A 22,064-nucleotide genomic window follows, 5' to 3' on the forward strand; every position below is an offset into this window, starting at 1 on the left:
AAGGATGAAGCTATTTAAACAAGTGTGCAAAATTGATTTATGTACAAAAAACATTTTAAGTCAAGTTTAGGATAGGTAAAGTACTTTACAGATTAATGTAATTAAAATAGTTTAATCGAGAAAGGATGTTTAAAAACATGGAGTTAGTTTATATATGGTTTCCAGAGGAGCATTATGTACTTTGTAATCAGAACTTAAACTTTGGTAGTCATTTTTGTTTAGAATATGCACCTAAATCTCAAACGCTTATGATTAACAATAATCCAAATTATTTTCCAGGATTTTTTAATTTAGGGAGAAATAATGGTGAGGAAACAGATGTAAAAAATATAACGGCTATAGTAGGTGAGAATGGTGTTGGTAAATCATCTATATTGAATTTTATAAAAAAGAATATCGCATTGCGTACTCCGTTTATGAAAGATATTTTTGCTATTATTGTTTTTCAAGATAATTTAGGTTCCCTACATATTTATTGTCATAATGAAATGGAAATCAATATACAGAACTATACGAATGCAAAATATATCTTAAAAGAAATAAAGGAAATAGGGGAAATCTCTAAATTAGACTTTATTTTTTATTCAAGTATTTTTGATAATGGTTTTGAAGAGATACATTATGAGGACAAGTTAATGAATATTTCGACCAATTATCTTGTTAAAGAAGACTTTCGAAAGAGTTATTTTACCATGAAAAGTGAGTTGGAATTTCATCGTCTTAAAGAAATACAGCGGCAAGTTCAATTTGTTACAAGTGAGGATAAAAAACTATGTAAAGTGAAATTCCCATTACCTGATGATATTACAATAAAAATTTCAGAAGTTGACATGCAACCGATGCTTAGGGAGATGCAAAAGTTTGAATTTACTAAATTTTTCAAAGAGTTGTTCGAAGAATTGAATAATGTTGTATATGAAGGAAATGAAGACTTTTTTTATGAAAAATACTTTATGAGGAATTTAATTCTTAGAGTGATGCAGCAACTATTTCTTGAACTACCACGCTTGAATTTAGTTTATTTTATGGAAAAATCATACAAGAAATTCCGTGAAATAAATAAAAAATATACTTTGTCAGATAAATGTTTAATGTGGTTAAAATATATGTTGTATTCGATAAGAAATGAAAGCTATTCTAGAGAACAGGTTGCTTTTTTTGAGGGGTTAATTGGGATTTTAATATATTTTGATAATAATATTTGGAATGGGAATTTTAAAGTTGACCGAGGCTCAATTGTAATGTCATTAAAGAAAGATCTTGGTTTATTTCAGGAGTTGTATAAAATATATAGCCAATCAATAGGACGTGATTCTTATTTAGCATTTGAATGGAGAAATTTAAGTTCAGGGGAAACGGCTATGCTTAATTTATATTCTCGATTTTACTCACTAATAAAACAATCAACTTTTAATCCAAACGTAATAATACTTATAGATGAAGGGGAACTATACTTTCATCCACAATGGCAAAAGCGTTTTTTATCTAGCATAATTTCTTTTTTGAGAGAAATTTTCTATGGCCATGGGGTAGAATCTCTTCAAATTATAATGACATCTAATTCTCCTTTTATCGTTTCTGATTTGCCAAGTTCTAATGTTATATTTTTAAAAAGGATAAATGAAGACAGTGTTGTTATTAAGAATCTAGAGGGGCAATATAAAACATTTGCAGCCAATATTCATAGTTTGTTTTCTCATTCTTTTTTCTTAGAAGACGGTTTAATTGGAGAATTTGCTAAAAATAAGATAAATTATGTTATTGATTTGTTGATAAATGGGAATGATAAGCAATTAAGAAAAAGCAGGATAGAGATTGAATATGTAATTAATAATATTGGTGAGCCTATACTGAGGAATAAAATAGCGAATATGTTAAAAGATAGATTTTCTCTTAATGCGGTAAGTATTGAAGAAAGAATTGTTTTATTAGAAGGGGAGTTAAAGAAACTAAAAAGCGTGGTAAGTAAAAAATGATTAAATTAAATTTGAATAATCAAATTGATATAGAAGAGCTATTACTACAGCATAAAGAGAAATACTCTATGGAATACATGAAGAAAAGATTTGAAGAATATGAAACTGAAATATATGATGAGGATTTATCTAGTGAATATAGTGGGGATTTACTTCAGAAAAAAAAGGATAAGCATAGCAGATTTATTAAATATCTTATGCTCAAAACACCAGATATTTTATGTGGAGAGCCAATGGTATTACAAAAAATCATAGAACATGTAGAAACAAACTATAGTGACTTGCTCTATAGTGCTCCTGAAAGTAATCAAGAGCCAGCATCGCCCCTGCATAAGGGATTAAAAAAAATATTTAGCTATGATAATTTTTGTAAACGTGATAAATCTTGGGGAGCATATGCATTAACAGAGAGGCTAAATGTTAAAGTATGTCCATATTGTAATAGACAATATGTTCATACTTTAAAAATGGAAAATGGAAAGATGAGAGCTAGCTTAGATCATTTCTATGATAAAGGAACATATCCATTTCTATCTATATCCTTTTACAATTTGATACCTTGCTGTCATCTATGTAATTCATCTTTAAAAGGTAGGAAAAGATTTAATATAAATATTCATCTTCATCCGTATATTGAGGGGTTTGATCAAAAAGCTAGCTTTACTGTTAAATTTAAAAAAGAAGTAGTGGATTTCACTGGAATTCTAAACAATAATTCCGATGTATTTGATATTGGCTTTAGGGTGGAGAAGGGCAAAGGGTCAAATAAATCTTATCAAAAGGCTAAAAGGAATATCCGTGATTTTAATTTAAATGAGATATATAATTTACATAAAGATTATGTTGCTGAAATATTGTTAAAGTCAGTAATTTATAATGAAGATTTTGTGAATTCTATTTATAGTTCTTATCCACATTTGTTTACTGGAAAAGAAGAAATTCTAAGGCTGATTACTTCTAACTATGTTTCAGCAGATGAGTTGGATAAGCGAGTCCTTGCTAAATTAACTTATGATATAGCAAGTGAATTCGGCTTAATATATAAATTATAATTAAATAGTTAATACAATGTCTGATGACGAAAAAGGAAATTTTAGACCGAAGGATTTTTTAATACGCGTAGGAATAGAGCAGATACTAGTATGATCAGTGACATCACAGTGGTTTATTTACTTGGCTATAAGACTGGGTATCGAGAAGTATTTTGAGTTATATCTTAAACAAAAAGGAGGATAGTTAATTACCTTACCAGTACTAACTGTCCTCCTTAGTTCTTTCAAAATAAGTATTAATTTAGAAAGTTTTTAGAGTTACATGTAATTAATGGAGAGAATTATTAATCATGAAAAATATGTATAATTGAATAAAGACAATTCGAATTGTGAACTAATTTATTTCTTCATTTAGTTCACTCTTAAAACCAATAGTTTCATAGTGATAAGAAGCTAAATTTTTTAATTCCTGCCAATACTTCAATGCTTTTTTTATAGAGTCATATCCTTCGCTAAGAGTATTATGGTTAGGAAGAATTGCATATTGTGTTATTTCTATTTCTATATTTAAAAAGTCAATTTCAGCTAACTTCCTTGTGTGATCTGGATTTGATAATGTACTAAAACATTCTGATGCATTTCCAATTTCACTGTAGAAAGACATGAAAAGTTCATTAAGTTTGAAATCGTAAAATGGAGTGCTTTGAGTTATCGCATAATAGGAAAATGATTCATGAAATAAACCCCATCCATCATGAATTCTTTGGTTATAACTAGCGATAGAATCGCATTTTTTTAATTCAATTATAATTTTATTTATCCTTAAAACTGTATTGTATTCTGCTAATGCTAGGTCCTTCATTGCTTGTTTGGTTGTGTTACTATCCATGTTGAGTATTTTTTTATCTTCTTCTACGAAATACTTCGTCTTTATTTCGTTAACTGTTTTTTCTAAGTAATTTGAATTTTTCTTTCCAATTGTTGTGATAACCAGGCCAAAGGCTAATAAGGTTGTGAAGTCAGTAGGTGTTTTTAAAATGTCTTCAGTATTTAAACTATAATTCGATAGTGCAAGAGGGAGAATAAAGATTAGAATAGCTCCGATATCTACCCATTTAACCCAGGTTATTAATTTTTTCAGCTCCAATTCCATAATAAAATCAACAAGGGCAAATAAGCAGGCTGATACAGATATGCAAAATAACCAAATTGGATTTGGGACAAAAAGGTTGATTGCTCTTAGTATAGAGCTAATAATTAGAAAAATTCCTAAAAAAAATGTAAGATTTCTTTGCATAAATATGTACTCCTTTTTCTATTTTCTAGAGGCAATAAATTTAGAGTGTGTTTTATTTTCTACTTTTAGGAGGTTGTTAAATTTTATTTGTATTGGACAATTCATTCGGACCATTCGAAGAACTTAAAGAAAGAGTAATCCCTCTGTTAACTTATACTTTATATAAATGCTTCAGTTCAATATAGGAATTGGTAATTGGTCTATTTTTGTGTTTTTTTAAGCGGTGTTTTCTTTGTTTTAAGTCAATAAGTCAATAAGTCTATAAGTCTATAATACTAGTTAAGAGTAATAAATTCCATTTTATTTGGTAGTATGATTTTAATTAGAATATTTTCCGTGAAAATAGAGTTATTTCTTATTAGTTAATAACACAACACATAATATACATTATGCGTTGAGTTTCTATTGATATTGCATTTAAACTCGTCGTATAATGTATAGGGAATTACTTGTTTTTTATAAATTTGTTTACTTATAACTCAACATATAATATAAGAAGGTGGGAAGATGCTACATAAATATCGTAAGTATTTAATTGATAAAGGAAAATCTCAGAATACATTACTATCCTATATCAACGATTTGCAAATTTTCTTTCAAGAAATGAGATTAAATCCAGATAGTTATGTAATAAGTAATGATATTAAAAAATGGATAAGAGCTATGTTAAATCCTCGAGAAGGTAAAGCATTGTCCGTAAGTACGATAAATCGTCGTTTAAATACTCTCAGGAGTTATTTTAGTTGGGCTGAAAGAGAACAGTATATCAAAGTAAATCCTATGATAGATATTAAAGATTTAAAAGTAGCAGATGAAGAATATGAGAAGATCATGTGGCTGACAGAGAAAGAGTTTGAAGCCTTATTGGAGCGAATGAGGAAGTATCCTGTAAAGACTAGAGGAGTAAATCCTGAAGAAAAGTATCGGAGAGATAGAGCTATTATTTATATCCTCACTTATGCAGGATTACGTGTGGAAGAGTTATCAAGTTTAAAGATTACAGATATAGATTTAGATTTAAAAAAGCTTAGGGTAATTGGAAAGGGGACTAAGGTAAGAACCATACCAATGTCAAACTTTCTTTATAATGAAGTATTTGACTGGCTTCAATTCAGAAATAAGATAGCAAAGGACAAAGAGATAGTTAACCAATCACCATATGTTTTTTATAGTCAACGATCTGAAAAATTTTCAATTCGTGGAATCCAGGCTATGATTGAAAATTACAGTACATCAGATAAAAAATTAACACCTCATATGTTTAGGCATACTTTTTGTAAATGGATGTTAAAGGCAACCAATAACGATATAGAGAAAGTTCGTCGTTTAGCAGGTCATAGTCATATTTCCACTACAACGAGATATTTAAAGAATTCTTTTGATGAATTGACAGATGCTGTAGAAGCAATGCCAATTTTTTAAATTTAATTACTTATATTATTTAGGAGGGATTCATTTTGAAGGCAGTAATTATAGCAGAGAAACCTTCCGTAGCTAAAAACATTGCTGATGCATTAAAGATTAAAAAAAGAAATGATGGGTATTACGAGGGAAATAATTATATTGTTACTTGGGCATTTGGTCATTTGCTTCAATTATATGATGCAAAAGACTATGATGAAAAAATGGCTAAATGGCAAATGGATAATTTTCCTTTTATTCCAGAGAAGTTTCAATATAAAGTAAAAAGCAGCCCGAAAGATAGAGATAAGGCTGATAGTGGTGCGAAAAAACAGCTAAATATAATCCGTTCTTTACTTTTTAGAGAAGATGTTGATTCTATTATTTCGGCATGTGATTATGACCGTGAGGGGCAAGTAATTGGTGATAGTGTCATTTATAATATAAAAGCACCGAAACAAGTCTATCGTCTATTATTGAATGAATGGACACCAGATGAGGTAAATGCAGGGTTAAAACAAATTAGACCAAACTCGGATTTACGTCCGTTGCAAGATGCGGGAGTAAGTAGACAATGGGCAGATTGGGCGATTGGAATAAATTTAACTTCTGTTGCTACACTTAAGTATCAAAAAGGAACAGGGCAAGCGTTAAATATTGGGCGCGTTTTACTGCCTACCTTGAAAATCATTTATGATCGAGATAAAGAAATCGAAACGTTTGTACCGGAGAACTATTACAAGTTAGTTGCTACATTTAAAACACAAAGGGAAGAAGAATTTGAAGCAACTTATCTGGAGGAGCAAGAGGAGAAGTTTAAAAATAAGGCTACTTTAGATGAAATATATAATATATTGCAACGTTCTTCAGGAGAAGTTATAGATAAACAGGTTGAACAGAAAAGAGAATATCCTCCTTTTCTATTTAATTTATCTAATTTACAAGGATATGTTACAAGTAAGTATAAAGGCTGGACATCAGATAAAGTATTAAAAGTAGCTCAGTCTTTATATGAGAAAAAATATATTACTTATCCCCGTACAGGAAGTACAGCTTTAGAGGAAAGTTTAGTCGGACGAGCAGCCAAAGTTTTAGAAGCAGTAAAAAAAGGATTACCGTACGAAGATGAAATCTCTTTTGTTAAAACAAAACGAGTATTCAATAATGCAAAAGTTGAAAGTCATAGTGCTATCATGCCTACGTATTTGCTTCCTAAATCATTAACAAGTGACGAGCAAATTGTATATACAGCAGTCAAGAATCGTTTTATCATGCAATTTATGCCTGTAGCAGAGCATGAAGAAACACGTATTCAAATTAAAATTAGTGATTCCTCAATAAAAGGTGTGTTTATTGCAAAAGGTCGTGTTCAAATTGTTGAAGGCTGGCGTAAAGTAGAGAAAATTGAATCCAAAGACAAGATGTTACCATTTGTGGAATTTAAAGAGAATCTGGAAATTACAAATGCAGATGTTACTTCCCATGTCACAAAGCCGCCAAAGCATCATACTGAGAAAACTTTATTACGTGTAATGGAGACTTGTGGGAAAAACTATGATGAAGAAGAAGCTGTGTTAAGTGGTTTTAGTATAGGGACTCCAGCTACTAGAGCGGAAACAATTAAGAAATTGAAGGATATAGGTTATATTTTTTCAAAAGATAAAAGCTTATTATGTAGTGAGTTAGGTCGAAAAATTGTAGAAACATTTCCTGTGAAAGAGTTGTTTGACTTGGAGTTTACGGGTAAACTAGAAAAAGCCCTGTCGGACATGGAAAAAAAGAAAGTGAGTCGAAGTGTCTTTTTAAACTTTATCTTTGATTTTACAAGAAAATCAGTAGAAATGATTAAAAATGATCAAGATGTTATCTTACACCATGTTACGAGAGAACCGAAAGAGGTAGAGGTTTTGGGGAAGTGTCCAATTTGTTCGAACGCCATTGTGGAAGGACAAAAAGGTTTTGGGTGTTCAGATTGGAAGAATGGGTGCAAGTTTGTTGTTTGGAAAAATGATAAATTTTTAGCAACCATGAAGAAAAAGCCAACGAAAACAATGGTTAAGAAGTTGTTAAAAGATGGAGAAGCGTTAGTTAAAGGTTTAACAAGTAAAAAGGGAAATAAATTTGATGCGATATTGAGATATGAAAAAAATCCTGAGAATGAATTTTTTAGTTGGAAAATGAGCTTTGTCGATAATCAGGCACAAGATAGCAAATAGAAGAGTATAACAGCATTTTAGATAACTAGTTTTTAGTCTGAGATTGCTAATCATAAAAGAGAAATTATATCTAGAACTACTTATATATTATTTATGATGAATGAAAAAAAGCGAATTTCAATAGGGTGAAAAAAAGAGCTTTTATACAAAGGCTCTTTTTTGTATATTAAGTATATTTAAATAAGTAAGTGACGTACTACGGTTGCTTTAGAATAAAGTATGCTTAAAACCCCTCCATGAACACTGAATTTATATTAGAGAAAAATTCTTATGTTACTTATCAATATTCTTGAGAATGAGATGGTAAAATTTGTAAAAAATGAATATAGGGATGTTTATATATAAAAAATAAATAGTGATTGATATGAAATTTAGAAGGATCGATTTAAGAGATATATCAATTAAAATTCAGACGCTCAAATAATCAAATTGAGTTAGTTACACTACAAGGAACAAAGGGGTCTTTAATGAATTGTATTATTTTCAAAACAAAGCTTTCTCTTAAGGGCTTTTATTTAGCTCTTTTTGAATGATTGAGTATCTAGATGATACTATAGGGAAATATAAAGAAGGGGTCGTATAAGAAACCTATGCAACAAGTGTGGTATTTTGTTCAGTCATTATCAATCTGTTCGAAAATATAAATTATTCTGATGTGTTCAATATAGGTAGATGAAATGATAAGATAGTCTTATGATATAAAAAGTGGCCCGAAGGAATGAGTATAATGATGGAAAATTTAAGATATAGCACAACAATTAAAGCAAGACCATTGCTTTATTTAGAAATGAAAAAGGCTGCAACCCTTGTTGTAGAAGGGAATATGTTAGAACAAGTGAAAAAATTAATACTTGAAGAAAATATCTATCAAGTGAAAACAGAAAGTAGAAAAAAGGAGTTTGCATCAATAGTGTCTAGTAGGCTTCAAGTTCTAGATGAATTTTTGATGAAACAACTTGTTTTTGGTGATGTAGAAACAAGTAAGTTAATTGTACTGTATACCATCATAAAGACAGACCGTCTCTTCTACGAGTTCATGGACGAAGTAATAAAAGATAAATACATGCTAAGGGATTTCTTGTTAGCAGATAAGGATTTTAATATTTTCTTCCTGTGCAAACGAGAACAGTCAGACGTAGTATCGGGATGGAAGGATTACACCTTTTATAAGTTGCAGCAAGTATTTATTCGCATCTTATTTGAGGTTGGTATCCTCAAAAATCAAAAAGGAGAACGTGCCATCAATGTCCCTTTCTTGAGTTATGATGTAAAACAACATTTAAAAGAAATTGGCGACGGTGCATTTGTCACTTTATTGGTAGGTGAGACGGTATGAGAAGTATTCAACAGCGCTTAGATATGATTCGTGAAAAGATAACAAGCTCTAATTTCCGTGAGAGTAAAGGGTTAGGAAATGAAATAGGCTATTATATCTTTGATTATGATCCACAAGATGAAATGCTTATTCGATTACAGATTAAGTACTTAAAAGAACGTATTAACACGAGCAATTCATCTGTGTACATTCGTGAATTTGATTTATATGAAATTGTATTAGAGATATTAGCTGAAAAAGGCTACTTACAAAAGAATTTTGAGATGGAAGAAAAACGCGGTAGTGAATTTGTACTGAATGCAACAAAGAAAGCATTACGTTTAACTTTATCAAGCGATTTGGTTGTGAAGTATATTTCTGAAAAAATTGAGCCAAATGATATTGTTTTCCTAACTGGCATAGGGAAAGCGTTCCCTATTATTCGTTCCCACACCATATTAAACAATTTACATAGCGCAGTAGATACAGTTCCTGTCATTATGTTTTTCCCTGGAAAATATGATGGTCAAGAATTAAAATTATTTAACGAAATTAAGGACGACAACTACTATCGTGCTTTTCAACTAATTGATAGATAGTGAAATTTTTGGGGAAGAGATGAATCTTATGTTACTAAGAGAAATGTTTGTTAAAGATATAAATCGAGATATTAAAGGGGTAATTAAAGTTGGACAAGCAAATGAAGAGAACGTTGCACAAGAACTAGATGAATATGTCGTAACAAATGAGTTATTACGTCACATACGAGACTTCTACGTATCATATCAAAAAGGTATTACTGGTCATACGGATAATATGGGCGTATGGATTTCAGGGTTCTTCGGATCAGGTAAATCGCATTTTTTAAAAATCCTTTCATATTTGTTAGATAACAAAGCGGTTATGATTGATAATGAAATGAAGAAAGCAATAGACTTCTTCCGTGAAAAAATAAATGATCCAATGGTTCTTGCTAATATGAAACAAGCGAGTGATGTTACAACGGATGTAGTCTTATTCAATGTTGATGCAAAGAGTGAGTCTGATTCAAAGAACCAAAAAGATGCCATTGTAAAGGTATTTAATAAAGTATTTAATGAGATGCAAGGATTTTGTGGCTCGATTCCATGGGTAGCAGAATTAGAGCGCCAAATGGTGAAGGATGATACCTATACCAACTTTAAAGCCAAATTCAAAGAGTTGTCTGGTGTAACTTGGGAAGAAGCACGTTACGATATTTATTATGAAGAAGACTCTGTTGTTGGGGCATTAGCTGCTACAACAAAAATGAGCGAGGAATCCGCTCGTAATTGGTACAACAAAGCAGAAGAAAATTATTCATTGAGCGTAGAACGCTTTGCTCAAAAAGTTCGTGAATATGTAGAAAGTAAAGGTAGAAATCATCATGTTATTTTCCTTGTGGATGAAATCGGCCAATATATCGGCGATAACTCACAATTAATGCTTAATTTACAAACAGTTGTTGAGCAGTTGGGTGTTCAATGCGGAGGAAAAGTATGGGTAATTGTAACAAGTCAACAAGACATTGATTCTGTTACAAAAGTAAAAGGAAATGACTTCTCACGCGTAACTGGACGTTTTAATACACGTTTAAGCCTGTCCAGTGCCAATGTAGATGAAGTTATTAAAAAACGTATTCTAGAGAAGAATGATGTGGCAAAAGAAACATTAACGTTACTCTACAAGCAGAAAAGCTCTATTTTAAAGAACTTAATTACATTCTCAACAAACACTGCTGAAATGAAAATGTACAAAGATGAAGAAGATTTTGTTGATATTTATCCATTTTTACCATACCAATTCAATTTATTACAACATGTCTTTAATAGTATTCGTACTCATGGTGCTTCTGGGAAGAGTTTATCTGAGGGAGAACGTTCATTACTTGCTGCATTCCAAGAAACAGCAGTGAAATACGCTAATACAGAAGCGGGAGCATTAATTCCGGCAGCATCTTTCTTTGATACGGTAGAGTCATTCTTAGACAGCAGTATTCGTGCAGTGATTATCCATGCTGAAAACAACGAGCGTTTGAACACAGAAGACATACAAGTATTAAAATTGTTATTCCTAATTAAATATGTAAAAGAACTACCTTCTAACTTAGAAAATATTGCGACCTTAATGGTACGTCATGTTGATCAAGATAAAATTGAACTAAAGAAAGAACTTGAAAAGTCATTGACTCGACTTGTAAAAGAAACGTTGGTACAGAAGAATGGTGATGATTACATCTTCTTAACAAATGACGAACAAGATGTAAACCGTGAAATTAAAAACATGAGTATCGATTCTGGGGAACTAATTCAAAAAATTGGCGAAGTAATCTTTGAAGAAATTTATGCAGACAAAAAATATCGTTATTCAAAACGCTACAATTTCCCGTTTAATTCTATTATTGATGATCGTACTCGTGGTACACAAAATAACGAAATTGGATTGAAAATTTTAACTCCATACTATGATAATGGTACGGATTTAAACACATCCGAGCTACGCGCTATGTCTACTCGTGAAAAAAATGTAATTGTCCATCTTCCAGATGACACATCATATTTAGAAGAGATGGAAGAAATTATGAAAATACATGCCTACTTAAAACAAAAAGGTGGTTCTGTTTCTTCTCAAACAATTGAAGACATTAAGACGCGAAAAAGTCGTGAAGTATCTGAGCGTAAAGGTCGCTTGAAAACACAAGTGACGGAAGCAATTCGTTCATCTAATATTTATGTGAATGGTACATTGCTTCCGTGGAAGGATAGAAATCCAGGAGAGAAAATAAATGACGGATTTAAGATTTTAATTGATTCTCTTTACAGTAATCTAAATCACATTAAAGAGTTCATTGATAATACTCGTGATTTACAACTGTTACTGGATAACAGTAGTGTTCAAATGTCGTTAGACGTCTCTAAAGATGAGCCTAATATATTAGCTCATCAAGATGTAAATGCTTTTATTACACGTGCTTTTGAACGTAAGCAACAACTAACAGTAAAAATGATTACGACTCAGTTCAGTAAAGAGCCCTTTGGGTGGAATGAAATTGATATTGTAGGCATTATTATTAAGCTATTAAAGGCACAAGACATTCGTGTAGAGCTTTCAAGTGAGACAATAGCCTTAACAGATAAAAATATGCTGAATTATTTAACAAAACGGGATTTCGTTGATCGTGTACGTGTAAACAAACGTATTATGACACCACCAGTGTTAATTACAAAAGTAAAAAACGTTGCAAAAGATGTCTTTGGTATTTCATCATTACCTAATGATGAAGATGGAATTATGAATAAATTTAAAGAGTTATCTCGTGATGAAAAGAGTGCAATTGAACTACTATTGACAAATTATTCACGTCGTTATTATCCAGGACAAAAAGTACTTGAAGATGGAATAGAATTGTTTAAGGTAATTATATCTGTTAAAGATGCAACAACTTTCTACAACAAGGTAAAAGAAATGGAAGAAGACTTCCTTGATTACGGGGAAGATGTTGGGGTTATTAAAGATTTCTTTAAAGATCAACGTAAGGTGTATGACGACGCGGCAAGTAAAATTGATTTATTTGATAAAAGTCAAACGTATGTAACAGACCAAGAAGCAATTAAAGTTATTAATGATATCAAAAGTATCTTGAAAAAAGCTGAGCCCTACTCAGATATTCATAAATTACCTAACTTAGTAACGAAATTTAATGACAAGTATGTTGAATTACTGGAGAAAGAATCTGAACCGGTTCGTTCCGTTATTAAATCGGATTTTGAAAAAGTAAAAGAAGAGTTAAATAAATATGAATTTAAAGATAAGTTATGGGGACGTGTTCAAGAAGCGTTTACAGGTTTACTAACTCGCTTAGATTGTGCTAATGAATTTGCGGATGTTATTTCAATGAAAGTGGAGAGCGACCGTATTAAAACAGTGTTTTTCAACGAAATTTCAACTGAAATAGAAAGAATGAAACCATCAGTTGTTGTTCCACCAATAGTGGATACTCCATCAAAAACAGGTAGTACACCAACGGTCAAAGTAAAGAAAACCAAAAATGTATCGATGCAGAATCTTCTTCCGGAAACAAAAGAAATTAAAACAAAAGAAGATATTGAAGATGTAGTGGAGCTTATTCGTCAAAAACTTGAAAATGAGTGGAATGAAGACACGATTATTAAATTAATTTAAGAAGACGGGAGGCACAGTCCTCTCATTCTTAATAACTTAAAGGATGGTATAACGATGGATAAAACTGCAATTAAAAAATTTGCTACCACAGCGCGGACAAAGTTAATAGAAAACGTAAAACAAAAAGCATATGGGTTAGGGATTACAGAAAAAGAAATTGTTGAGCCGGAAATGTACCAAGGTGGGTTTCGTATTGGGGAGCGTACATTCAAGGAGTATCAAAAGAAACACTATAACAAATTAGTTGTAAAAATCCGTGAAAAGGGATACGAGCAAGTTGTTGAAGAAGTGGCATATACGTGGTTCAACAGACTGATTGCTATTCGTTTCATGTAAGTTAATGAATACTTACCAATTGGAGTTCGAGTATTGTCTTCTGCACAAGAAGGGAAAGTAGAACCAGATGTCGTTTCTCAAGTGACAACATACGCTGAAGATTTAGAGTTAGACATTAACCTTGTATATGAATTACAAGATGCGAACAATACGGAAGAGCTATTCAAATACATATTAGTAAAACAATGCAACAAGTTGAACGAGATTTTGCCAGATATGTTTGAACAAATTGAGGATTATACAGAACTACTACTTCCAGATAAGTTATTACAAGAAGGTTCTGTATTACGTGACTTAGTAACAATGGTTCCTGAGGATGATTGGAAAGAGCAAGTAGAGATTATCGGATGGTTGTATCAGTATTATATTTCTGAGAAAAAAGATGAAGTATTTGCTGACTTAAAGAAAAATAAAAAGATTACAAAAGAAAACATTCCAGCAGCAACACAGCTGTTTACACCAAAATGGATTGTAAAATATATGGTGGAAAACTCATTGGGTCGATTATGGTTAGAATCACATCCAAATGAAGAATTAAAACAACAGTGGAAGTATTATTTAGAAGAAGCTGAACAAGAACCAGAGGTGCAAGAACAACTAGAGAAAATAAAAAACAAGGAATTAAGTCCAGAAGAGATTAAAGTTCTTGATCCATGTATGGGATCTGGACATATACTTGTATACGCTTTTGATATGCTATATCAAATATACAAAGAAGCAGGTTATTCCGAACGTGATATTCCTAAACATATTATTGAAAAAAATATATACGGCTTAGATATTGATGACCGAGCAGCACAGCTAGCTTATTTTGCGGTTATGATGAAAGCGCGCAGTTATAACCGTCGTATTTTTAGACATAAACTAGAGCATAATTTGGTTGCTATTCAAGAGAGTAACAGAATTCCTAAAGGTGCAATTGAGTACTTAATTAATGAAAACGGATTAGAGATGGAAAAAGCTGGTCGACGTGCTGATGTGGAATATTTAATTGATGTGTTCCAAGATGCAAAAGATTATGGGGCTATTCTTAATATAGGAGCGATTGATTTTGAGTCGATTGAAAAACGAGTAACAGAGATAGTGAAAGATGAAAACGTTGGGGATATGTTTTTATTAGAGTATAGAGATTTAATTTTAGATAGAGTTCCTGCATTGATAAAACAAGGGAAGATAATGAGTAGTAAGTTTGAGGCGGTTTTCACAAACCCTCCTTATATGGGTAGTAAAGGAATGACGCCTGTTCTGTCGAATTTTGCAAAAAAGAATTATCCTAATACGAAAAATGATTTTAGTACGATGTTTATGGAAAAATGTATGGGGTATTGTAGTGAAGAAGGTTTTATATCTATGCTAAATATTCCATCTTGGATGTTTTTATCTACTTATAAGAAATTCAGAGAAAAGTTACTAGCAGAATCAACAATAATAAATATGCTACATTTCGGAAGAGGGGTCTTCGGATCGGATTTTGGCACAGTTGCTTTTGTATTGAAAAATAAGAATATTGATAGTTTTAATGGTGTGTATAGAAGATTATTTGAAAAACAGGGAAACGTAGATTCTTTGGAACAAAAAAAACGGTGGTTTTTTAGCGGATTTGGAGTTTATAAGGGGAAACAGGATGATTTTTCTAAAATAGAAGGTGTTCCAATTGCATATTGGGCGACCTCAAAGGTTCAGGAAATATTTGCTGAAAATAAAAAATTAGTGGATATTGATACACCTGTAATCGGTGTAGCTTCACACAATGATGAATATTTCTTAAAACTTTGGTATGAAGTTAATATCACTAAGATTGGTTTTGGTATGGAAAGTAGATTAGAAGCTCAAAATAGCATGCTCAAGTGGTTTCCTTATAACAAAGGAGGAGCGTACAGAAAATGGTATGGTAACAATGGTTATGTTGTTAATTTCTATAATGATGGACAAGAAATAAGAGCTTTTGAAAAAGGCCAAATGAAAAATCTGCATAAATATTTTGAAGAGGGTTTAACGTGGTCTAGAATTTCATCTTCTAAATTTGGAATTAGATATCATGGTAAGGGCTTTATAATGGGGGACGCTGGGCCATCTGCTTTTGCATCAAGTGATTTAATTGTATACTTATTAGCATTTTTAACTACTAATTTAACTTATAATTTCTTGCAAGTATTAAATCCTACATTAAATTTTCAGGTAGGAAATGTATCAAATTTACCAATTAAGATACCTGACGATAAAAAAGTTGTTGAAGAAATAAAAAATTTGGGTGAAAGAAATATCATACTTTCTAAAGAAGAATGGGATGATTATGAGTTGTCATGGGATTTTAAAACACACCCCTTTGTTAAATTCTTATCAGAAGATAGAAGATTGCAATCTATTGGCCAAAGATGGAGTAATTATGCATATGAAAGATTTAATGAAGTACAAGAGAATGAGAGTACAATTAACAAGTTGTTTATTGACATTTACGGATTAACGGATGAATTGAAACCAATTGTAGATAAGGAAGATATAACACTTAGGTTGGCAAATATTCAAAAGGATGTAAAATCGTTTATTTCATATTCTGTTGGTTGTATGCTGGGACGCTTCTCGTTAGATAAAGAAGGAATAGTGTTTGCGGGAGGAGATTTTGTCTCTAATGATTATAATATTTTTAACGTAGATTTAGATAACGTTATACCTATAACGGATGATGAATATTTTGAAGATGATATAGTTAGTCGATTTATTAAGTTTTTAAGTGTTCTTTTTGGTGAAGCTACACTGGAAGAAAATTTAGAGTATATTGCAGAAGCGCTTGTTAGAAAAGGGAATGAAACGTCTCGTCAAACAATTCGTCGTTATTTCTTAAAAGAGTTCTTTAAAGATCATTGTCAAATGTATCAAAACTTATTAGGACAAAAACGCCCTATTTATTGGCTATTTGATAGCGGAAAGCAGGATGGATTTAAGGCACTAATCTATATGCATCGTTATGATGTGAGCACCATAGCACAAGTTCGTACTGATTACTTACATACGTTACAGCGTAAGTATGAAGCGGAGATGAATCGTCAAGATATGATTATTGACGGTGATGGAAGTTCTCGTGAGAAAACCGAAGCGAAGAAGAAGAAAGAGAAATTACAAAAGCAATTATTAGAATGTATTGAGTATGATCAAGTTATTGCTCACGTTGCAAACCAACGTATTGGCATTGATTTAGATGATGGTGTAAAAGTCAATTACATGAAATTCCAAAACATAGAAGTGCCTCAAGGTGAAGGGAAGAAGCCATTGAAGGCGAATTTATTGGCTAACATTAAGTTGTAGTATAATTTAAAAATGAGTTAGTCCTTTGTTGACTAACTCATTTTTTAAAGGAGTAAATAATTATGAATTTAAAAGAAATACAACGTACATTAATGGATATGTATGAACGTCCTTTGAATGATGGAAAGCATCGTCATATTGTATTTTGGTATGATGAGGCTGGAGAATTTAAGGGTGACATCCATAACTTGGAATTAGATGGTATACGAATTTGGGAAGTAACACCCAATAATTTATTTGCCACGAAATATGAACTAGAGAAAAATGATAAAGCTTCACATTTTTTAATTTATGGAAATATGGCAAAGCCAGCGTCACGTGAAGATTGGTTATTAGATGTATACAAGTATAGTTTTGAGTTTGCGACAGACAAAGTGACTGTTATTATGCGTGATTTAGGCGTTGATAATGATGGTTTACGGGAGTTGTTTAAGAAGTATACTAAGTTCTTTAATAATAAAGAACGATACAATCTATTTGCTAGTTACAAATTAGAAGAATTTAATGAGCAGACAGTTACAATTGCAATCCTTTCAGCACTATGTAAACGGACATATGTAAGTCTAGAAGAAGTGTTAAAAGTTTTATTTGAAGAAGAGCGTAATGAAAGTAATAAGTATTGGGATAACATTGTGAAGTTTGGTGATGTAGAAGCCTTTTGGACGTTAGTTGAGAAGGTATTCGGATACGTTCATTCTGATAAGTCACTACAAGGGTTATTCACCTTCTTCTGTATTACAGATGTTGCTGAAAGTTTAAAAGGGAATATTCCAGCAACATGGAAGCCTTTTGTAGCAAGCAATTTAACTAATAGCGTTGTGTTTATGGACCATTTTATGAATAAGCGTGAAGCCTATACAGCTCTTTCCGATGAAGTAGCTAAGAAAATTGATGTTAACAAATACATGAGTGAATGGGAACTGAAAGATTATGCAGCCTGCGATACGTTTAGAATCTTTGATGTAGTCTTAATTGATACGTTAGCTTCTTATCTAGCAGAGGACCTTCAAGATTATGAGAGCTACAAAGGGATGATAAATCAGCGTCGTAAGTCTTATTGGTACAATGAGTATCGATATGAACTGGGAGCTTTATATTGGGCAATACAGCTTTTACAGAAGGTAAAAGACCTAGAACAAACTATCGCTTATAGTGAAGCAGAAGATATGTTTAAAACCTATTATAATGAGTACCATTTCATTGATAAGTGCTACCGTAAGTTTTATGCTGCATTGGATAAAGCGAAAGAAGTACAAGCCTTATATAGTGTTCGTGATGTCATTGAGAATGTGTATACAAATTGGTATGTAAATGAATTAGCTCTTCAATGGTCTAAAGCGTTAGAAAACAATGGTGTTAATCAGTGGGAATTACATGGTATTGAGCAACAGCATCAATTCTATACTAATTACATTCGTAACCACGTTAACAAGAATGAACGTGTCTTTGTTATTATTTCTGATGCATTACGTTACGAAGCTGCTAAAGACTTATGTGACTTGTTAAATGTGGATCGAAAAGGGTCAACAGAAATTAGCGCTATGCAAAGTGTGTTACCATCCTATACGGATTTAGGTATGGCCTCACTATTACCACATCGTGAGCTAGCGTTAGTAGGTAAAGATGTGCACATTGATGGATTAAGAGCTTCTAGTACAGAAAATCGAAACACAGTTTTAAATAAATATGTGAGTGATTCCATTGCAGTAACGTACGAAGAAATTGCAGATTGGAATCGTCAAAAATATCGTGACATGTTTACAGGGAAAAAAGTTATTTATATTTACCATAATACTATCGATGCTCATGGGGATCAGAGCGCTACAGAACGTAAAGTATTCGATGCAGTGGACAGTACGCTTAAAGAGTTATTGGCATTGGTAAATAATTTAGTTAACCAAGTAAGTGCCTCACAAATTTACATTACAGCCGATCACGGATTCTTATACCAACGTAGCGTCTTAGAAAACCATGATAAAGTGTTAAATGATTCTCAAGAACCAATCATAAACAAACGTCGTTTCTTAGTATCAAAACAGCCAGAACATACCCAGGGAACACTATCCTTCTCCATGGATTATGTCTTAGGTGCGGATTGCGGCTATTATGTTACCGTTCCACGAGGGGCAGAGCGCTTCCCGAAACAAGGAAGTGGTGCGAATTATGTTCATGGTGGATCAATGTTACAAGAAGTGGTTGTTCCACTTATTAAATTTAAAAATGATCGTAGTAAAAATAGCAAAAATGAAATTAAAAAAGTTGGCGTGCAATTAACGAGCATTACACGTAAAATCACAAACAGTATTACATACTTAGATTTCTTCCAAACAGAGGCTGTAGGAGATAAGAAAATCCCACTTCGTTTGAAAGTATACATTACAGATGAAGTAGGAGATCGTGTATCTAACGAGAATATTATCATTGGAGATAAACGTTCAGAGGACGCGGAAGACCGTATGTTTAAAGAGAAATTCGTCTTAAAGAGTATAAGTTACGATAAGACAAAGCGATACTACTTGGTAATGGAGGATGAAGAAGAAAGTGTAGAAAATATCGTTGAACGTATACCATTTACGATTGATATTACGTTTACAAACGATTTTGGCTTTTAGCGGTGAGGAGAAGTTGCGATGGAAGATTTGAATAAAAAGTTAAATGCTTATTTTGGTGGGAAAGTTGTTCGTAAAGATTTAACGAAGAAAATAAAAGCAGGGGCAAATGTCCCTGTTTATGTACTTGAATACTTATTGGGGATGTATTGTGCCACAGATGATGAAAATAGTATTCAAGACGGCGTAGGGATAGTTAAGAAGATTCTTTCCGATAATTTTGTCCGTCCTGATGAAGCGGAGAAGATTAAATCTAAAATTCGTGAAATGGGCCAGTATACAATTATCGATAAAATAAGTGTTAGGCTAAATGAAAAAAGAGATGTCTATGAAGCTGAATTTTCAAATCTAGGTTTAAAAGGGGTACCAATAGGTGTTCATTATATTGGTAAATATGAGAAACTTCTTGCCGGTGGTATTTGGTGTATTTTAAAAATGGGGTACTATTTTGATGAAGAAGTACGTGGTGTAAGTCCATTTACCATAGAAGGCTTAGATCCTATTCAAATGCCGAATATGGACTTTGTAGATTTATTGGAGCAAAGAAAACAATTTACGAAAGATGAATGGATTGATATATTAATTCGTTCAACAGGAATGGAACCAACCCAATTAGATGATAAAGTGAAATGGCATATGCTGCTACGTTTAGTTCCATTAGCGGAAAACAACTATAATTTATGTGAACTAGGTCCACGTGGAACAGGTAAATCACATGTGTACAAAGAAATTTCACCTAACTCTATTTTAGTATCCGGTGGGCAAACGACCGTAGCAAACCTTTTCTATAACATGGCAAGTAAACAAATTGGGCTTGTTGGAATGTGGGACACAGTTGCTTTTGACGAAGTGGCTGGTATCACATTCAAAGACAAAGATGGTATTCAAATCATGAAGGATTTCATGGCATCCGGCTCTTTTGCGCGTGGTCGTGAAGAAAAGAATGCAAGTGCATCCATGGTATTTGTCGGAAATATTAATCAAAGTGTAGACGTATTACTCAAAACATCTCATTTATTTGATCCATTTCCGGATGCGATGGCAAATGATGCAGCCTTTTTCGATCGTATGCATTATTACTTACCAGGATGGGAAGTACCAAAAATGCGCCCTGAGTTCTTTACAAATGATTATGGGTTCATTACAGACTACTTAGCAGAATATTTAAGAGAGATGCGGAAACATTCCTTTACAGACGTTATTGATACCTATTTCAAACTAGGGAACAATCTAAATCAACGTGACGTAATTGCTGTTCGTAAAACGGTATCAGGTTTTATGAAACTATTGTACCCTCATGGAGAATATACGCGTGAGGAAGTAGAAGAAGTGTTACGCTATGCGTTAGAAGGACGTCGTCGTGTAAAAGAGCAGTTAAAAAAAATCGGCGGCATGGAATTCTATGATGTTCATTTCTCCTATATTGATAATGAAACGTTAAATGAAGAGTTTGTTTCCGTTTCTGAACAGGGTGGGGGTAACTTAATTCCAGAAGGTATGGGTAAGCCTGGTCATGTTTATACTATTGGGCGCAGTAAATCAGGGATGATTGGTGTATACAAACTTGAAACGGAAGTTGTAAGTGGTAGTGGAAAGTTTGAACGTACAGGCCTAGGTAGGGAACGTGAGTCAAAAGAAAGCATAGACACAGCTTTCCGCTTCTTCAAAGCAAATGCAAAAAACATTAGTGGTTCCATAAGTGTTAATAATAAAGATCACTTAATGCACATTCAAGATATGCAGGGTGTTGGTTTAACTAGTGAACTATCGTTAGCAGCATTCATTGGATTGTGTTCCGGAGCAATGGGGCGACCTGTACAGGGCCAATTGGTTGTATTAGGATCTATAAGTATTAGTGGTACAATAAACAAGGTAGAAGAGCTAGCAAACGTACTGCAAGTATGCTTTGATAGTGGTGCAAAGAAAATACTTTTACCAATGACTGCAGCCATTGATATTCCAACTGTACCAGCAGAACTATTCGCTAAATTTAATATTATGTTCTATCAATCAGCTGAGGATGCTGTTTTTAAAGCATTAGGAGTGGATTAAACGAAAAACTGTATCAGATATCCAAAGGGATAGTACGATACAGTTTTTTATATTAGAAGAAAGAGAAGTTAATGAATACGCAATATAGTTATAACTTATATACCAAGTGATTCCCAGTTAAATTGGGATGATCTCGAGAGAAAAAAACATGGTAGCATCTTATGGTGATTGAGTATTTGTTTATCTAAAGAAAAAGAAATACAATTAAGTTATAATAAAACAGTACTATTTCATGTATTTAGATATTTATTGGTTAATTAAAGTCGGCTTATAAAGACAAAATAGCTTGCTTTTAATGTATAATTTATTATAATGATAGGATTTTTGAATATAGTTAAAGAATACTATTCTATAACTGATTTTGGGA

Annotated in this window: 11 protein-coding genes and 1 pseudogene; 11 read left to right on the forward strand and 1 reads right to left on the reverse strand. The window is 32.4% G+C overall.

The annotated features are described in order from the left end of the window. Window positions 1-137: 137 nt before the first annotated feature. Together PDQ33_RS11810 and PDQ33_RS11815 are read left to right on the forward strand one after the other, a co-directional pair. Window positions 138-1,976 carry an AAA family ATPase gene (locus PDQ33_RS11810; protein WP_270755740.1) on the forward strand — a complete coding sequence of 613 codons (1,839 nt, stop codon included), beginning with the start codon at window positions 138-140 and terminating at the stop codon, window positions 1,974-1,976. Continuing rightward, window positions 1,973-3,028, forward strand: coding sequence for a hypothetical protein (locus tag PDQ33_RS11815; RefSeq protein ID WP_270755741.1), 1,056 nt, complete (start codon window positions 1,973-1,975; stop codon window positions 3,026-3,028). Before PDQ33_RS11810 ends, PDQ33_RS11815 begins: the two co-directional genes overlap by 4 nt. A 334-nt stretch (window positions 3,029-3,362) precedes the next feature. On the opposite strand, the gene PDQ33_RS11820 is transcribed toward PDQ33_RS11815, so the two are convergent. Next, a complete protein-coding gene (locus tag PDQ33_RS11820; RefSeq protein WP_270755742.1) occupies window positions 3,363-4,265 on the reverse strand; it encodes a hypothetical protein in 903 nt (300 codons plus the stop codon). A gap of 507 nt (window positions 4,266-4,772) precedes the next feature. On the opposite strand from PDQ33_RS11820, the gene PDQ33_RS11825 reads away from it, so the two are divergent. The 9 genes and pseudogenes from PDQ33_RS11825 to brxL all read left to right on the forward strand — a co-directional run bounded on the left by PDQ33_RS11825 (window position 4,773) and on the right by brxL (window position 21,697). Continuing rightward, complete coding sequence (locus PDQ33_RS11825) at window positions 4,773-5,687, forward strand: tyrosine-type recombinase/integrase (protein WP_242808268.1); 915 nt, start codon at window positions 4,773-4,775, stop codon at window positions 5,685-5,687. 35 nt (window positions 5,688-5,722) lie between these two features. Continuing rightward, window positions 5,723-7,882 carry a type IA DNA topoisomerase gene (locus PDQ33_RS11830; RefSeq protein ID WP_242808267.1) on the forward strand — a complete coding sequence of 720 codons (2,160 nt, stop codon included), beginning with the start codon at window positions 5,723-5,725 and terminating at the stop codon, window positions 7,880-7,882. A gap of 718 nt (window positions 7,883-8,600) precedes the next feature. Continuing rightward, window positions 8,601-9,218, forward strand: a complete 618-nt coding sequence (locus tag PDQ33_RS11835; RefSeq protein WP_242808266.1) for a DUF1819 family protein — start codon at window positions 8,601-8,603, stop codon at window positions 9,216-9,218. After that, complete coding sequence (locus tag PDQ33_RS11840) at window positions 9,215-9,796, forward strand: DUF1788 domain-containing protein (protein ID WP_034638123.1); 582 nt, start codon at window positions 9,215-9,217, stop codon at window positions 9,794-9,796. The genes PDQ33_RS11835 and PDQ33_RS11840 overlap by 4 nt, the downstream gene beginning before the upstream one ends. 28 nt (window positions 9,797-9,824) lie before the next feature. Then, window positions 9,825-13,397 (forward strand): BREX system P-loop protein BrxC, encoded by a 3,573-nt coding sequence (brxC, locus tag PDQ33_RS11845; protein WP_270755744.1) that lies wholly within the window; start codon window positions 9,825-9,827, stop codon window positions 13,395-13,397. A 54-nt stretch (window positions 13,398-13,451) separates the two neighbouring features. After that, entirely contained in the window at window positions 13,452-13,733 is a 282-nt protein-coding gene (locus tag PDQ33_RS11850; RefSeq protein WP_270755745.1) for a hypothetical protein, read from the forward strand. 12 nt (window positions 13,734-13,745) lie between these two features. After that, a pseudogene (gene pglX, locus PDQ33_RS11855) lies at window positions 13,746-17,036 on the forward strand (BREX-1 system adenine-specific DNA-methyltransferase PglX); the annotation flags it as partial. Between the two features lie 62 nt (window positions 17,037-17,098). Continuing rightward, window positions 17,099-19,648 carry a BREX-1 system phosphatase PglZ type A gene (gene pglZ, locus PDQ33_RS11860; protein ID WP_270755748.1) on the forward strand — a complete coding sequence of 850 codons (2,550 nt, stop codon included), beginning with the start codon at window positions 17,099-17,101 and terminating at the stop codon, window positions 19,646-19,648. A gap of 18 nt (window positions 19,649-19,666) precedes the next feature. Then, window positions 19,667-21,697 (forward strand): protease Lon-related BREX system protein BrxL, encoded by a 2,031-nt coding sequence (brxL, locus tag PDQ33_RS11865; protein WP_242808262.1) that lies wholly within the window; start codon window positions 19,667-19,669, stop codon window positions 21,695-21,697. Window positions 21,698-22,064 lie beyond the last annotated feature (367 nt).

The sequence above is a fragment of the Bacillus cereus group sp. Bc031 genome (assembly GCF_027716265.1).
Lineage (GTDB): Bacteria > Bacillota > Bacilli > Bacillales > Bacillaceae_G > Bacillus_A > Bacillus_A paranthracis.

Coding starts and splice junctions, on each gene's coding strand:
- PDQ33_RS11810 (WP_270755740.1), top strand. CDS start 138: ATGGAGTTAGTTTATATATGGTTTCCAGAGGAGCATTATGTACTTTGT.
- PDQ33_RS11815 (WP_270755741.1), top strand. CDS start 1,973: ATGATTAAATTAAATTTGAATAATCAAATTGATATAGAAGAGCTATTA.
- PDQ33_RS11820 (WP_270755742.1), bottom strand. CDS start 4,265: ATGCAAAGAAATCTTACATTTTTTTTAGGAATTTTTCTAATTATTAGC.
- PDQ33_RS11825 (WP_242808268.1), top strand. CDS start 4,773: ATGCTACATAAATATCGTAAGTATTTAATTGATAAAGGAAAATCTCAG.
- PDQ33_RS11835 (WP_242808266.1), top strand. CDS start 8,601: ATGAGTATAATGATGGAAAATTTAAGATATAGCACAACAATTAAAGCA.
- PDQ33_RS11840 (WP_034638123.1), top strand. CDS start 9,215: ATGAGAAGTATTCAACAGCGCTTAGATATGATTCGTGAAAAGATAACA.
- brxC (WP_270755744.1), top strand. CDS start 9,825: ATGTTACTAAGAGAAATGTTTGTTAAAGATATAAATCGAGATATTAAA.
- PDQ33_RS11850 (WP_270755745.1), top strand. CDS start 13,452: ATGGATAAAACTGCAATTAAAAAATTTGCTACCACAGCGCGGACAAAG.
- pglZ (WP_270755748.1), top strand. CDS start 17,099: ATGAATTTAAAAGAAATACAACGTACATTAATGGATATGTATGAACGT.
- brxL (WP_242808262.1), top strand. CDS start 19,667: ATGGAAGATTTGAATAAAAAGTTAAATGCTTATTTTGGTGGGAAAGTT.